This is a genomic window from Streptomyces sp. NPDC028305, from assembly GCF_055569495.1.
Genome location: NZ_JBVHTN010000007.1, coordinates 270,157 through 284,128 on the forward strand (window position 1 = coordinate 270,157; position 13,972 = coordinate 284,128).

General features: G+C 72.8%; 12 protein-coding genes. 5 read left to right on the forward strand and 7 right to left on the reverse strand.

Translation table 11 applies throughout. From position 1 onward, the window contains the following. The first annotated feature begins 95 nt into the window (after nucleotides 1-95). Nucleotides 96-2,069 (forward strand): amino acid transporter, encoded by a 1,974-nt coding sequence (locus tag ACZ4WQ_RS30980; protein WP_398373308.1) that lies wholly within the window; start codon nucleotides 96-98, stop codon nucleotides 2,067-2,069. 19 nt (nucleotides 2,070-2,088) lie between these two features. Here ACZ4WQ_RS30980 and ACZ4WQ_RS30985 read toward each other — a convergent pair whose 3' ends face one another. Beyond that, the gene (locus tag ACZ4WQ_RS30985) at nucleotides 2,089-2,592 is read right to left on the reverse strand and encodes a metallophosphoesterase family protein (protein ID WP_398373310.1); all 504 of its coding nucleotides are present in this window, start codon (nucleotides 2,590-2,592) and stop codon (nucleotides 2,089-2,091) included. A 131-nt stretch (nucleotides 2,593-2,723) separates the two neighbouring features. On the opposite strand from ACZ4WQ_RS30985, the gene ACZ4WQ_RS30990 reads away from it, so the two are divergent. Further along, on the forward strand, nucleotides 2,724-3,269 hold the full coding sequence (locus ACZ4WQ_RS30990) for a tyrosine-type recombinase/integrase (RefSeq protein WP_361188120.1): 546 nt from the start codon (nucleotides 2,724-2,726) through the stop codon (nucleotides 3,267-3,269). Nucleotides 3,270-3,279: 10 nt separating this feature from the next. Here the strand turns inward: ACZ4WQ_RS30990 and ACZ4WQ_RS30995 are convergent, their stop codons facing one another. After that, nucleotides 3,280-3,804, reverse strand: a complete 525-nt coding sequence (locus tag ACZ4WQ_RS30995) for a MarR family winged helix-turn-helix transcriptional regulator (RefSeq protein ID WP_311725397.1) — start codon at nucleotides 3,802-3,804, stop codon at nucleotides 3,280-3,282. A gap of 52 nt (nucleotides 3,805-3,856) precedes the next feature. Between ACZ4WQ_RS30995 and ACZ4WQ_RS31000 the strand changes: the two genes are divergently transcribed. Further along, on the forward strand, nucleotides 3,857-4,777 hold the full coding sequence (locus ACZ4WQ_RS31000) for an EamA family transporter (RefSeq protein WP_398373650.1): 921 nt from the start codon (nucleotides 3,857-3,859) through the stop codon (nucleotides 4,775-4,777). Nucleotides 4,778-4,873: 96 nt separating this feature from the next. On the opposite strand, the gene ACZ4WQ_RS31005 is transcribed toward ACZ4WQ_RS31000, so the two are convergent. From ACZ4WQ_RS31005 to manD, 4 genes are all read right to left on the reverse strand, one after another. Further along, a complete protein-coding gene (locus ACZ4WQ_RS31005) occupies nucleotides 4,874-8,419 on the reverse strand; it encodes a phosphodiester glycosidase family protein (protein WP_398373314.1) in 3,546 nt (1,181 codons plus the stop codon). 201 nt (nucleotides 8,420-8,620) lie between these two features. Then, a complete protein-coding gene (locus ACZ4WQ_RS31010) occupies nucleotides 8,621-9,037 on the reverse strand; it encodes a YchJ family protein (protein ID WP_398373316.1) in 417 nt (138 codons plus the stop codon). A gap of 64 nt (nucleotides 9,038-9,101) precedes the next feature. Continuing rightward, a complete protein-coding gene (locus ACZ4WQ_RS31015; RefSeq protein WP_398373318.1) occupies nucleotides 9,102-10,574 on the reverse strand; it encodes a mannitol dehydrogenase family protein in 1,473 nt (490 codons plus the stop codon). Further along, nucleotides 10,571-11,779 carry a D-mannonate dehydratase ManD gene (gene manD / locus ACZ4WQ_RS31020; RefSeq protein WP_385336758.1) on the reverse strand — a complete coding sequence of 403 codons (1,209 nt, stop codon included), beginning with the start codon at nucleotides 11,777-11,779 and terminating at the stop codon, nucleotides 10,571-10,573. Before manD ends, ACZ4WQ_RS31015 begins: the two co-directional genes overlap by 4 nt. Nucleotides 11,780-11,890: 111 nt before the next feature. Between manD and ACZ4WQ_RS31025 the strand changes: the two genes are divergently transcribed. After that, complete coding sequence (locus tag ACZ4WQ_RS31025) at nucleotides 11,891-12,649, forward strand: GntR family transcriptional regulator (protein ID WP_398373320.1); 759 nt, start codon at nucleotides 11,891-11,893, stop codon at nucleotides 12,647-12,649. Between the two features lie 48 nt (nucleotides 12,650-12,697). Here the strand turns inward: ACZ4WQ_RS31025 and ACZ4WQ_RS31030 are convergent, their stop codons facing one another. After that, a complete protein-coding gene (locus tag ACZ4WQ_RS31030) occupies nucleotides 12,698-13,204 on the reverse strand; it encodes a GNAT family N-acetyltransferase (protein WP_361188110.1) in 507 nt (168 codons plus the stop codon). A 50-nt stretch (nucleotides 13,205-13,254) separates the two neighbouring features. On the opposite strand from ACZ4WQ_RS31030, the gene ACZ4WQ_RS31035 reads away from it, so the two are divergent. After that, the gene (locus tag ACZ4WQ_RS31035) at nucleotides 13,255-13,848 is read left to right on the forward strand and encodes a helix-turn-helix domain-containing protein (protein ID WP_358845748.1); all 594 of its coding nucleotides are present in this window, start codon (nucleotides 13,255-13,257) and stop codon (nucleotides 13,846-13,848) included. The last annotated feature ends 124 nt before the right edge of the window (nucleotides 13,849-13,972 follow it).

Below are 13,972 nucleotides of genomic sequence, written 5' to 3' on the forward strand. Positions count from 1 at the left end.
TGTGCCGGGCCGGCTCCGACCCGACCGTTGCGTACTCTGACCTGGCCGCCTGCCGAAGCGGCCGGTTCGATCCAACGGTTCGACAGGAGTACGTGATGGCCAGCTCCGACCGTGCGGGCAACGACGCCGGGGGCCGGACACGCCATCATCGCCTGCGCATCTGGATGCTCGAGGGCCTGGCCGACATGGCCAAGCAGCAGCCGGGCCCGCACGCCGAGCTTCCCGCCGAACACCCCGGGCGGCCCTGGTGGAAGGTCATGTGCCTGACCGGTGTGGACTACTTCTCCACCCTGGGCTACCAGCCGGGCATCGCCGCCCTGGCGGCGGGCGCGCTCTCCCCGGTGGCCACGCTCGTGCTGGTGCTCGTCACCGTCGCCGGCGCGCTGCCGGTGTACCGGCGGGTGGCCGAGGAGAGCCCGCGCGGCCAGGGCTCGATCGCGATGCTGGAGCGGCTGTTGTCGTTCTGGAAGGGCAAGCTGTTCGTCCTGATCCTGCTGGGGTTCGCGGCCACCGACTTCCTGATCACCATCACCCTCTCGGCGGCCGACGCCACCGCCCACCTGGTCGAGAACCCGAACGTCGGCGGCGCCCTGCACGGCCACGAGGTGGCCGTCACCTGGGTGCTGATCGCCCTGCTCGGCGGCGTGTTCCTCAAGGGCTTCACGGAGGCCATCGGGCTGGCGGTGGTGCTGGTCGGCATCTATCTGACGCTGAACGTCGTCGTCGTGGTGGTGGGGATGGAACATGTGCTCACCGAGCCGGGCGTGGTCTCGGACTGGACGACGAAGCTGACCACCGAACACGGCAATCCGCTGGTGATGATCGGCCTGGCGCTGCTCGTCTTCCCCAAACTCGCGCTGGGCCTGTCCGGCTTCGAGACCGGCGTGGCCGTCATGCCGCATGTCGAAGGTGACCCCCAGGACACCGAGGAGCACCCGGCGGGTCGGATCCGGGGGACCAGGAAACTGCTGACCACGGCCGCGCTGATCATGAGCGTCTTCCTCATCGTCACCAGCTTCATCACCACCCTGCTGATCCCGCACCACGAGTTCGAGCCCGGCGGACAGGCCAACGGCCGCGCCCTCGCCTACCTGGCCCACGAGTACCTGGGCTCCGGCTTCGGCAGCGTCTACGACATCTCCACCATCGTCATCCTGTGGTTCGCCGGCGCCTCGGCCATGGCCGGGCTGCTCAACCTGATGCCCCGCTATCTGCCCCGCTACGGCATGGCGCCGCACTGGGCCCGCGCGGTGCGGCCCATGGTGCTGGTCTTCACGCTCATCGCCTTCCTGGTGACCTGGATCTTCCGCGCCAGCGTGGACGCCCAGGGCGGTGCGTACGCCACCGGGGTGCTGGTGCTCATCTCCTCCGCCGCGATCGCCGTCACCATCGCCGCGCGCAAGGCCCGGCAGCGCCGCTGGACGGCCGCCTTCGCCACCATCGCGGCGGTCTTCGTCTACACCACGGCGGCGAACGTCGTGGAGCGGCCGGACGGCGTGAAGATCGGCGCCTGCTTCATCGCCGGCATCATCGGGCTCTCGCTGATGTCCCGGGCCGCCCGCGCCTTCGAGCTGCGGGTCACCCGGGTGGACCTCGACCCCATGGCCGACCGCTTCGTCCGCGACATGGCCCACCGCACCATCCGCTTCATCGCGAACGAGCCGGACAGCCGCGACGTGGCCGAATACCGCGACAAGCTCCGCCAGATCCGGGAGGACAACGACCTCCCGGCCGAGGAGGACTTCATTTTCGTCGAGGTCACCGTCTCGGACCCGTCGGAGTTCGAGACGGAGCTGTATGTGTGCGGGGAGGTGCTGCACGGCCGCTACCGCGTGCTGACGCTGGTCAGCTCCTCCGTCGCCAACGCGCTGGCCGGGATGCTGCTGCACGTACGGGATGTGACGGGCCAGCGGCCGCACATCTACTTCGAGTGGACCGAGGGCAACCCCATCGCCAACTTCCTGCGGTTCTTCCTCTTCGGACACGGGGAGGTCGCGCCCGTCACCCGCGAGGTGCTCCGCGAGGCAGAGCCGGACCGCGCCCGGCGCCCTCACGTCCACGTCGGCTGAGCGGCGGCGGGTCCGGACGTCATGGGTGGGCCGGCAGCCGATGGAGCTCCACACCGGTCAGCCGCCCCGCCGACACCTCGGCCGTCATATAGGTGCAGTGGGGCTGCCGGCGCCGGTCGGTGGGGGAGCCGGGGTTGAGCAGCCGCAGCCGGTCCTCGGCCACCGAGTCCCACGGGATGTGGCTGTGGCCGAACACCAGCACGTCGACGTCGGGGAAGCGCGCGGCGCAACGGGCTGCCCGTCCCCGCGCCGGCCCGGTCTCGTGCACGACCCCGATCCGCACCCCGCCCAGCTCCGCGTACGCCACCTCCGGCAGCCGCGCCCGCAGCGGCGGGCCGTCGTTGTTGCCGTACACCCCGATCAGCCGCCTGGAGCGCGCCTGGAGCAGGTCGAGGGTGGCGGTGTCGACCCAGTCCCCGGCGTGGATCACGACGTCGGCCCGCGCCACCTGGGCCAGCAGCTCCTCCGGGAGCCGCTTGGCGCGCCGGGGGACATGGGTGTCGGACATCAGCAGCAACCGCACCCGGCGACCGTACCGCGCTGCCGCGCCGGACGCGGCGCGTCGTGGCGCATATCCGCTGTCCCTGGTGGGAAGTACGGTGTAAGAAATAGTGTGCCAAGCGGCCCTGGCCGGGTCTGGAGAGGCGGGCATGGATGGCGGGGGAAACGGCGAGCGACCGGTATCCGCGGCCGGTGGTGTCGGCCGCAGAGGCGGAGTGGGTGTGGCGGCTGCTGTCGGTGCAGGCGCTGGAGCAGGGCACGCGGCCGGAGACGGTGCGGCTGGCCGTGGTGGTCGGGCTGGCCCGGGCCACCGGCGCCCGGTACGGGGACCTGCTGCGCTGCACCACCGACGCGCTGGACCTGGACGCGGGCTGGGTGACCATCGAACACGGCAAGCACCGCGTCCCGCGCCGGCACGGGCTGGATCCGGGCACGGTCATCGTGGTGCGGCGATGGCTGCGGGTGCGTCAGGAACTGTGCGCCGAGCTGGAGGGGACGGTGCCGAGAGCGCTGCTGCTGACGGTGCACCACACCCACGACAACGGGGTCACCGTCGCCGCCGGGCTGCCCATCACCCGCCAGGGCCTGGTGCTCTCCTGGCGCCGCTTCGTCCACCGCACCAACGCCACCTACGCCGCCCGCCGCCCCCCGCTGCCCACCCGCTTCGAACAGCTGCGCCGCGTCTGGTCGACGGGCTGAGCCGCGAGCGTCACTCGCCGCGGGAAGGACGCGGATGCTCCATGCGGGAGAGCCAGGTCGTGAGCAGCGTTTCGAGTGACTCGGCCTCGGTGGGCGTCAGTAGATCCAGCAGGTGGCGTTCGTTGCGCATGTGGTCGGTGAACGCTCGGTCGATCAGTTCACGTCCGGGTTTGGTGAGGGCGACGATCCGGCCGCGCTGGTCGTCGTCGGAACGGCGGCGGGTGACGAGTCCGGCTCGCTCCAGGCGGTCGATTCTCTTCGTCATCGCGCCGGTGGTCACCATGGTGTGCGCGGCGAGCTCACCGGGTGCCCGCTCGTAGGGGTCCCCGGCGCGGCGCAGCGCGCACAGGACGTCGAACTCTCCCTCGCTGAGGCCGTAGCGGCCGTAGACGAGGCAGAGTTCCTCGGTGAGCCGGTCGGCCAGGCGGTGCAGCCGTCCGATCACTCCTTGCGGGGTGATGTCGACGTCGGGGCGCTCGCGGCGCCAGTCCGCCTGGATGCGGGCCACGCGGTCCATCGGTTCACCGTGTTCCATGCACCTCATGGTAGCTTCCCGGGAAGTTATATTAGCTTCCATGGAAGCTAATATGCGCTGGGTGGCGCTGACCGCAGTCGCGCCGGTGGCCTGGGGAACCAACTACTTCGTCACACACGAGTTCCTGCCGGCCGACCGCCCGCTCTACGGGGCCGCCCTGCGGGCGCTGCCCGCCGGCCTGGTCCTGCTCGCCCTGCGCAGACAGCGGCCGCGTGGCGCGTGGTGGTGGCGGTCCGCGGTGCTCGGGCTGCTCAACATGAGCGTGTTCTTCGTCCTCGTCTACGCCGCCTCCCAACTGCTTCCGACAAGCGTCGCCTCGACCGTCATGGCGGTGTCCCCGCTGACGATGATGCTCATAGCCTGGCCCCTGGTGTCCGAACGGCCCCGGACCGCCCACCTGGCCTGCGCCGCGATCGGACTCGCCGGGGTCTGCCTCATGCTGCTCACGGGGACGGAAGGGGTGAGCCTGCCGGGGGTCCTCGCCTCGACCGCGGCCATGCTGGTGTCGTCCTTCGGGCACATCCTGGCCAAACGGTGGAGCGCCGATACCGATGTGCTCGCCTCGACCGCCTGGCAGCTCACCGCCGGAGGTCTGTTTCTGCTCCCGGTCGCCGCCGCCGTGGAAGGCCCTCCGCCCGCGCTCTCGACGCCGACGCTCCTCGCGTTCGGCTACGTCACCCTGGTCGCCACCGCGCTGGCCTTCGCCGCCTGGTTCACCGGACTGCGGCATCTGCCGGCTGGGACCGTCGGACTGATCGGACTGCTCAACCCCGTCACCGGCGTCCTGCTCGGCACATGTGTCGCCGGAGACGCACTGACCGTTCAGCAACTGTGCGGACTGGTCCTGGTCCTGGCCGGAGTCGTCCTGGGCCAACCCAGGCGCGCGGGCCGCCGCGACAGCGTTCAGGTACCTCTCCGTCCGGCAGCCGACGAGCGTCCGGCGCAAGCACCCTCCCCGCGCAATCCCCCGTGACGATCAGGGCTGTTCAGGTCCGGCACTCGGCGGGGAGGGGCCGCGGACGGCTGCCCGTTCGGGCAGCCGTCCGCGGCCCCTCGGCCCGCCGGCCGGTCATGCCGCCGTGGCGGATCCTCCGGTGGCGCGGGCCGTGATGCCGAGGCTCGCCTTCGCCGTCACGCCGTTCACCGTCACCGCGAGGGTGACGGACCCCGGGCGCAGCGCGGTGAGCCGGCCCGTGGCCGGGTCGTACGCGGCGACGTAGCGCGGGCGGTGGCGGGCGTCGTCCGGGTCGCCGATGAAGAGGTTCGGCGAGCCGGTCCAGTCCGCGCTCATCGGGAAGCGGACCGGCACCCGGCGGAGGGTGGCGCCCTCGCCCTGGAGCACGGTCGCGGTGACCTCGGCGCCCTGCCCGGCGGGCAGTTCGGCCGGGGCGGTCACCGTCAGCCCGTCATTGCCTTCGACGTGTGGCCGGGTCTGGACCGACACCCAGTCGGGCCCGCCGGCCCACGGCGCCTGCCGGGCCTCGGCCTGCTCGTGCTTGGAGACCCGGTCGACGCCGACCATCGACCAGCCGGTGAAGCCGCCCTGGTCGGGCGGGGTGGCCGGGTTCTTGCCCGAGTTGCCGTTGATCAGGTACGGCACGCCGTCGACCCGCGAGGCGTGGAAGGTGCCCACGTGGCCGCCGATGAACGCCGCGCCCTTGCCGCTCGTACGGCGGAACCGGGCGAGCCAGCCCTCCAGCAGCGCGGCCTCCTTGCGGTCGCCGAGCTGGCTGCCCTGCTGCGGGGTGGGGTCGCGCGGGGGCACATGCTCGATCACCATCACCGAGCCGACCGCCGGGTCCTTCGCGGCCGCGTCGAGCTGGGCGCGCAACTCCCGGATCTGGTCGAAGCCGCCGCCGCGCAGGTTGAGGCTGGAGGTGTCCAGGGTGATGAAGCGGGTGCCGCGGTGGTCGAAGACGCGGTGCGCGGGGCCGAATTCGGCCTCGAAGTTGTCGATCTTCCCACCCATCACCTCGTGGTTGCCCGGCACGTAAGTCCAGGGCACGGCGTCGCCGAGCTCCTCGGTGAGGACCTTGCGGGCGAAGGCGAGGTCGGCGGGGGAGCCCTCGTCGACCAGGTCGCCGTCGATGACCAGGAAGTCGGGGCGCGCCGCCTTGATCTCCCGCAGGGTACGGCGGGCCTGGGTGACGATCGCGCTGTCCGGGTCGCGGGCCACGAACTGGGCGTCCGACATCACCGCGAACCGCCAGTCCCGGCCCTCGGCGCGCGCGGCGGTGGTGATCAGCGGGTCCGGATAGGCCGTCTGGGTCGGCAGGTCCACGGCGGGCGGGACCTGCGCGGTGAGGTCGTCGATGGTGATGCGGCCGGTGTACTGGCGGGTGGCGCCGGTCTCGGCGAGGTAGAAGCGGTTGACCTTCAGCGGATACGAGACCCCGGCCGGGACAGCGAAGTCGACATGTCGCCAGCCGGTCCAGGTGACGTACGGGCCGCGCAGCAACTGGTCGGAGCCCGCCGCGTCCTTGAGGTGGAGCGTGGGCCACGCGCCCTTGCCGTCACCCTTGATCCACAGGCCGAACGACTGCGGCTGGCCCGCCACGTCGATCTGCTGCGGCGGGCTGACGTATGCGGCGCGGGTGGCGGTGGACTGGCTGAAGTCGTAGGTCAGCTCAAGCCCGGTGCCGGTGTGGCCGTCGGGCGTGGCCGCGAGCGAGCCGGAGGCGCGGGCCTGGCTGAACTTCCAGTCGCCCGCGTCGTCGAAGGCGGCCTCCTGCTGCTCGGTCAGCCCCACGGTGACCGCGAGCCGGGTGGTGGTGCCCGCCACGGTGACCTTGATCTGTCCCGAGCCCTGTCCGCCGTGGGCCTTGACGGTGAAGTCGCCCGAGCGCTGGTCCGGGGTGATGTCGAAGAGGTCGTGGTCGTAGTCGAGCCGGACGTCGGACGGTTCGACGGGCGCGCTCGTGCCGTGCGCGTCCAGGCCCACCACCCCGAAGCGGCCGGTGGCCTCGGTGTCCTTGAGACCGATCAGCCGGGCGGTGGGCTGGATCCGGTCCAGGTCGTCGAGCACGCTCAGTTGGATGTCGCCCCGCGCGGCTCCATGGCGGGCCGAGACCTTTGCATCGCCGCTGTGCCGGGCGGTGAAGGTGCCGTCGGCGCTCACCCGCCCGATGCGGGGGTCGGCCGAGTGCCAGGTCGCGGCGCCCTCGGCGGGGCCGTACGTCTCGTCGTATCCGGCGGCGGTCAGCCGCCTGGTCAGCCCCGGGAAGACGCGCTCGGGGTGGCCGCCCTTGACGGGGTCGACGGTGGGGGCGGCTCCGGCGGCGGCCGCGGTCTCCACCCAGAAGCCCTTGAGCCGGCCGCTGCCGTCGGGGGCGGTGAAGGCCAGGCCGTTGGGGACGGTGCGCTCGCTGCCGTCGGACGGGCTGTTCTCCACCCGCGCCGTATCGCTGCCGGGCGCGCGGGCGACCAGCGTGGAGGAGCCGCCGCCGTCGAGGTTGAGGGCGCTGTAGGAGCCCGCGTCCTTCATCATCACGCCGAGTTCGGTGAGCGTGACGCCGCCGCTGTCGGCCTGCCGCCCGTCCACGGTGAGGACCTGCATCGTACGGCCGTCACGGGAGAAGCCGACCGCGGTGCGCGGGGCGGCGGTGTTGTTGCCCTCGCCGTCGTGGCCGACCGCCTCGCCGTCCACGACGAGCAACTCCCGGCCGCTGACGGCCGTGTCCGGGACCTCGCCGCTGTCGGGGCGCGGGCGGTACTCCCAGGAGACCGGGTCGCCGACGGCGAGGCCGGTCAGCGCGTCGGCCCCGGCGTCGCGGCCGATCAGCAGGGTGGTGCCGGCGGGTATGGCGCCCTTGCCGGGCGCGGTGGTCACGGAGGCGACCTTGCCGTCCACGACGGCGACTTCGGCGGTGCGCTTGGTGCCGGCCCCGTCGACCGTTTGGGCGCGGTCAGCCTCGCCCCACTGGGCGGTGTACGCGCCGATGCCCTGGGCCGGCACATTGGCGGAGTTGAGCGCGGCGAGCGGGTGCGGGCCGTCGGGGAGGGTGAGCGTGCCGTCGAAGTACAGCTGAAGGACCCGGCCCGCGTCACCGGGCCCGACGCCGACCGCGCGGCTCCCGGCCGCACCGGAGGAGGCCGAGCTGACCACCCGGCCGCCGCTGATGCCGTTGCCCTCGGGCGCGCCGGTCTGGTTGATGTCGAAGAAGTCGCCGTTGATGGCGGCGACCGTGCGGCGCCCCGGCCCCGGGTCGTGTTCGGCGGCGAGCTCGGAGACGGGCTCGCGGGCGGCGACCTTGTCCGGGTGGAGATAGTCGACCTTTGCGCTGCCTCCCAGGTCGACCGACAGCGAGTCGACCCGCAGCCACTTGTCGGACTCCAGCCGGTCGTACGAGGTCAGCTTCACCCCGGGGGCGACCGGCCGCGAGCTGCGGGCGGTCTCGATCCCGTCGCCGTCGACGACGGACCGCTCCGAAGCGTCGCCGTGCCCGCTGGCGGCCGGCGGCGCGACGGGCCGCAGCATCTCGGCGGAGGAGCGGGGCAGCGGCTCGGGGGCGGGGGAGGGGGTGCTGTCGGCGGCGGCCTGACCGGCGGCGCCGAGCAACAGGGCGGACACCGCGGCCAGGGCCGCCACGGGTCTGGCGAGAGTGAGAGGTGGCACGGCAACTCCAGGGAACCCTCGGCTTCGCGTGGTTCACACGCACAGCGCCCCAGCATCCCGGGGGGAGTTGACCTTGCGCCAGAAGTCCTCGGCAACATCCTGGGAAACTTCGCAGCCTGGAGCGGGATTTATCCCCCGGGAGAGGCAGCACCCGCTGCGGGCGTTCGAGGTTCGCGGGCGCCGAGGGTTCGCGGGGGCCGCTCAGGCGTCGACGTCGCCGTCGACGTAGACCCACTCGCCGTCGTGGCGCACGAAGCGGCTGTTCTCGTGGAGTTCACCGGCGTGCCCGCGCTCGGTGTAGCGGGCGCGGAACTCGACGGTGCCGGTGGTGTGGAAGGCGCTGCCCTCGGTGGTGGCGAGGACGTCGAGGCCGCGCCAGCGCAGCGCGGGGTCGAAGTCGACGCGCGGCGGCCTGGTGTCGGGGTGCCAGCTGCGCAGCAGATACGCCTCGTCCTGGCGGACGAATGCGCTGTAGCGGGAGCGCATCAGCTGTTCGGGGGTGGCCGCCCGGGCCTGGCCGCGGTGCAGTCTGCCGCAGCAGTCGTCGTAGGCGGCGGGCAGCCCGCAGGGGCAGGGCGCCGGGCGGGGCGGCTGCGGGCGTCGTGCGCGTCGGGACATGGCCCCATTGTGACGGGGCGCGCTCCCGGGCCCGCCCCGGGGCCCGGGCCGTGGATCGGCGCGCTCAGTGACGGCGAGGGGCGACCGGGGTGGTGGGGGAGCGCAGTTCCCGGTCCACCGCCTTGACCAGGGCGGTGTCCTCCGCGAGATCCTCGGCGCCCAGCAGGAGCAGCAGGGTGCGCACGGCGTCCGGGCCCGGCCGCTCCCAGGCGCGGCGCAGCTCGTCGGCGGCCGGGTCCTCGGCGGGGGTGTCCCGGGTGGCGCGGGCCCAGGCGGCGAGCGCGGCGGTGAGGTGGGGGGTGTCGTGGCCGGTGGCGCGCAGTTCGCGCAGCGGGGCCAGCCAGCGCTCGGGGATCTTCAGCGATCCGTCGGCGGCGATCTGCCGGATCCGGTGGTGCATCGCGGGGTTGGCGAAGCGGCGTACGAGGCTGTCGACGTAGCCGGGGATGTCCAGGCCGTCGGCCGGGGGCAGGCTCGCGGCGGCCTCGGCGCAGAAGGCGCGGACGGCGTCCTCGCCCCATTCGGTGGCCATGGCGTCGGCCACGGTCCCGCAGCCGGCCGCCAGGCCCAGATAGGCGAGGAGCGAGTGCGAGCCGTTGAGCAGCCGGAGCTTGGTGAGCTGGTACGGGGCGACGTCGGCGACGAAGCGGGCGCCCCCGGCCTCCCACCGCGGCCGGTCGGCGGCGAAGGCGTCCTCGAGCACCCACTGGGTGAAGGGTTCCGCGGTCACCGCGCCCTCGTCGCGCAGGGTCAGTGCGCGGGCGGCGGTCCGCAGATCGCCCTCGGTGGTGGCGGGGACGATGCGGTCGACGACGGTGGAGGGGAAGGCGACCGAGGCGGCCGTCCACTCCAGCAGGCGCTCGCGCTCCGCCCATCCGGTGGCGGCGAGGAACTCCCGTACCAGGCGGCGCAGGACCGCGCCGTTGCCGGCCATGTTGTCGCAGGAGACCACCGACAGGGGCGCGCCGCCGGAGCGCAGCCGGGCGCGCAGGCCGTACGCCAGTTGTCCGACGGCGCTCGCGGGGGCGGTCGCGCCCGCGAGATCGCCTCGTATCAGCGGGTCGGCCGGGTCGAGGCCGCCGGTCGCGGGGTCCCGGCGGTAGCCCTTCTCGGTCACGGTGAGGGTGACGACGGTGACGTCGGGGGAGGCGAGCAGCTCGGTCAGGCGGGCGCCGTCGTCGGCCGCGTGCAGCACCTCGGTCACCGTGCCGATCACCCGGGTGACCGGCCCGTCGGGGTGGCGCTCGGTGAGCGAGTACAGCCCGTCCTGGGGGCGCAGGGCGTCCACGACGGCCCTGCTGCGCTGGGTGACACCGGCGATCCCCCACCCGCCGGCCGCGGACACCTCGGCGAGCTCGGTGCAGACGGCCTGGTGGGCCCGGTGGAAGGCGCCGATGCCCAGGTGGACGATGCGCGGCCGCAGCGCGCCGCGGTCGGTCGCGGGCCGGCTCCCGGCGGGGACGGCGCGCAGGGTGGCGGCGGACAGCCGTCCCCCGGCGGGGGCGGGGGTGGCCTGGTGGCGGGGTGTGGCGCTCACCAGTCGTGCACCGATCCGTCGGTGCGGCGGTTGACCGGCAGGTATTTGGGGTCGTAGGGGAAGCGGGCGGCCGCTTCCTCGTCGAGTTCGACGCCGAGGCCGGGGGCGTCCGAGGGGTACAGGGCGCCGTCGCGCAGCTCGTAGGTGGGGCGGAAGACCTCGTGGGCGAGCGGGTCGTGGCCCATGTACTCCTGGATGCCGAAGTTGGGGACGGTGACGTCCAGGTGGACGTTGGCGGACAGGGACACCGGGGACAGGTCGGTGGCCCCGTGGGAGCCGGTGCGCACCTGGTACAGCTCGGCGAGGTGGAAGATCCGCCGCAGGTGGGTGATGCCGCCGGCGTGGACGACGGTGGCGCGGATGTAGTCGATGAGCCGCTCGGTGATGAGCTGCTGGCAGTCCCAGATGGAGTTGAAGACCTCGCCGACGGCGATGGGGGTGGTGGTGGCCTGGCGGATCTGGCGGAAGGACTCCTGGAGTTCGGCGGGGGTGGGGTCCTCCATCCAGAACAGCCGCAGCTCCTCCAGCCGGTGGCCGAGCCGGCCGGCCTCGGTGGGGGTCAGCCGGTGGTGGACGTCGTGCAGCAGGTGGAAGTCGAAGCCGTACCGCTCGCGGACCGCGGTGAGCAGGCGGGGCGCGAAGTCCAGGTAGTCCTCGGTGGACCAGGTCTGTTCGTCGGGGAGGGAGGCGGCGGCGGGCTCGTAGACCACGCCCTTGCGCACCCCGTAGCTGCCGGGCGAGCCGGGGACGGCGGCCTGGGCGCGGATCGCGCGGTAGCCCAGGTCCCGGAAGCGGGCGACGTCGTCGAGGAGTTCGGGGATGTCCCCGCCGCTGGCGTGGCCGTAGACCATGGCCCCGTCGCGGGCCCGGCCGCCCAGCAGGTCGTACAGGGGCATGCCCGCGACCTTGCCCTTGATGTCCCACAGCGCGGTGTCGACGGCCGCGATGGCGGTCATGGTCACCGGGCCGCGGCGCCAGTACGCGCCCTTGTAGAGGTACTGCCACATGTCCTCGATCCGGGCGGGGTCCCGGCCGATCAGCAGCGGTACGAGGTGGTCGCGCAGATAGGAGGCGACCGAGAGCTCGCGGCCGTTCAGGGTGGCGTCACCCAGTCCGGTGACGCCGTCGGACGTGGTGATCTTCAGCGTCACGAAGTTGCGGCCGGGCGAGGTGACGATGACCGTCGCCTCGGTGATGGTGGCCATGTGCTGCTCCTAGAGGGGGAGGAGAAAGCGGGATGCCGTGGTGAGGAGGGCGCTGGTCGACTACCATACAAGTATTGCAGTCGAGTGGGTCAAGGGATGGGAAGGGGCTCGATGGCACCGGTGGAAGGGCTTCACACGGCACGTTCCCGGGGGCGCAACACCCGGCAACTGGTCCATGAGGTACTGCGCTCGCGCATTGTGAGCCTGGAGCTGGCGCCCGGGGCGGCCGTCTCCGAGAACGATCTGGCGGCCGAGCTCGGCGTCAGCCGCACGCCCGTGCGCGAGAGCCTGATCCTGCTCGCCGACGAGGGGCTCGTCGACATCTACCCGCAGATGGGGACGTTCGTCTCGCGGATCCGCGAGCGCGATGTCGCCTCGGCCCAGTTCGTCCGGGAGGCGCTGGAGTGCGCGGCCCTGCGGGACGCCGTGGGCAAGGCCACCGAGCGCGACATCGCCGACCTCAGGGCGCTGCTCGCCGCCCAGGAGGAGGCCGACCGGCGGACCGACAGGGAGGGCTTCTTCCAGCTGGACGAGCAGTTCCACGCCCGGCTGATGGCTGTCAGCGGACACGGCTCCGCGTGGCGGGTGGTCAGCGAGGCGAAGGCCCAGCTCGACCGGGCGCGGCGGCTGTCACATGCGCTGACCCAGCAGATGACCCTGCTGGTCGGCCAGCACCGCGCGGTCGTCGACCTGTTGGAGGCGGGCGATCTGGACCGGGCCGACGACGCGCTGCGCTCGCATCTGCGGCTGGTCTTCAGCGACGTGGAGAAGATCCGGGCCCGCCACCCCGAGCTGTTCAGCGACGAGGACGCGCCCGTCCGGCCGCGCCGCGACACCGCCCGGCGCGGCGGCTCCCGGGAGGAGGCCTGAGGGGACGGCCGTCCCGGCCCGTGGCCGGCTGGAGGCCAGGGCCTGGCGTCAAAGGGCCCGTTGCATGAGCAGCGTGTCGATCCAGCGGTCGTGCTTGCGGCCCACGGCCGTCAGCCGGCCGGCGTCGGTGAAGCCGAAGCGGCGGTGCAGGGCGGCCGAGGCGTCGCTGCCGGTGTCCGCGATGACCGCGATCATCTGCCGCCGTCCGGCCCGGGCGGTCTCGGCGATCAGGGGGCCGAGCAGGGCGGTGCCCAGCCCCCGGCCGGTGGCGTCGGGGGCGAGGTAGACCGTGTCCTCCACCGTGTACTGGTAGGCGGGCTTGGGCCGCCACGGCCCGGCGTACGCGAACCCGGCCACGGCGCCGGACAGTTCGGCCACCAGGAAGGGCAGGCCGCTGCCGCTGAGCTCGTCGAGGCGCCGCTCCCATTCGGCGGTGGAGCGGGGGGTCTCGTCGAAGGTGGTCACGGTGTGCAGGACGTAGTGGGCGTAGATGTCGGCCACGGCCTTCAGGTCGGCGTGGACCGCCGGCCGGATGGTCGCTCCCGGGGGCGTCATGATCGTGCTGCTCTTTTCGCTATAGAGGAAGTTGTTGTTATTATAGAGGAATGCTGGATCTCCTGACCCTGGGCACCCGTGTGCAGGGACTGCGCCATGAACGCGGCCTGACCCTTCAGCAGTTGGCGGGCGCGGCCGAGGTGAGCGTGAGCATGCTCTCCTCGGTCGAACGCGGCCAGAAGGCGCCCACGGTTCTCGTCCTCGCCCGCATCGCCGACGGGCTCGGCGTGCCGCTCGCCGAGCTCGTCGCCCAGCCCGAGGACAGCCGCGTCATCGTGCGCAGAGCGGTCGACCAGGACACCGTCGAGGAGCCGGGAGGGTGGCGGCGGACCGTCCTCACCCCCGTGGTGCCCGGCGTGAACTTCGAGTGGATCCGCACCACCCTGCCGCCCGGCTGCGACGCGGGCCGCTTCCCCGCGTACGCCCCGGGCTCCCATGAGTTCGTGGCCGTGGAGTCGGGGACCCTGCGGCTGACCCTCGCGGACAGGACGGTGGAGCTCGGCGCGGGGGACTCGGTGTACTTCGCCGCCGACGTCACCCACGCCTACGCCAACCCCGCGAGCGTGCCGTGCACTTACCATGTCGCCGCGCTCATCATGCGGCCCCGCGCGGCACAGCCCCGGAAGCCTGATGGGGCCCGGTGAAATTCGGTTGTCCGGCAGCCGAGCCCCCTGCTCTACTCACCGCGGCACCCCCGCCGACCGAGGAGGCGCAATGAGGAACACGTTCATGTCCATCCACCCCACCCCTGCCATCCGCGCAAAGGAC

What these genes read in the sequence shown, in the direction of transcription:
- ACZ4WQ_RS31030 (WP_361188110.1), bottom strand. Translation starts at nt 13,204, where the DNA reads ATGACGCCCCCGGGAGCGACCATCCGGCCGGCGGTCCACGCCGACCTG.
- ACZ4WQ_RS31035 (WP_358845748.1), top strand. Translation starts at nt 13,255, where the DNA reads ATGCTGGATCTCCTGACCCTGGGCACCCGTGTGCAGGGACTGCGCCAT.
- ACZ4WQ_RS30990 (WP_361188120.1), top strand. Translation starts at nt 2,724, where the DNA reads ATGGCGGGGGAAACGGCGAGCGACCGGTATCCGCGGCCGGTGGTGTCG.
- ACZ4WQ_RS30995 (WP_311725397.1), bottom strand. Translation starts at nt 3,804, where the DNA reads ATGGAACACGGTGAACCGATGGACCGCGTGGCCCGCATCCAGGCGGAC.
- ACZ4WQ_RS31010 (WP_398373316.1), bottom strand. Translation starts at nt 9,037, where the DNA reads ATGTCCCGACGCGCACGACGCCCGCAGCCGCCCCGCCCGGCGCCCTGC.
- ACZ4WQ_RS30980 (WP_398373308.1), top strand. Translation starts at nt 96, where the DNA reads ATGGCCAGCTCCGACCGTGCGGGCAACGACGCCGGGGGCCGGACACGC.
- ACZ4WQ_RS31025 (WP_398373320.1), top strand. Translation starts at nt 11,891, where the DNA reads ATGGCACCGGTGGAAGGGCTTCACACGGCACGTTCCCGGGGGCGCAAC.
- ACZ4WQ_RS31000 (WP_398373650.1), top strand. Translation starts at nt 3,857, where the DNA reads ATGCGCTGGGTGGCGCTGACCGCAGTCGCGCCGGTGGCCTGGGGAACC.
- manD (WP_385336758.1), bottom strand. Translation starts at nt 11,779, where the DNA reads ATGGCCACCATCACCGAGGCGACGGTCATCGTCACCTCGCCCGGCCGC.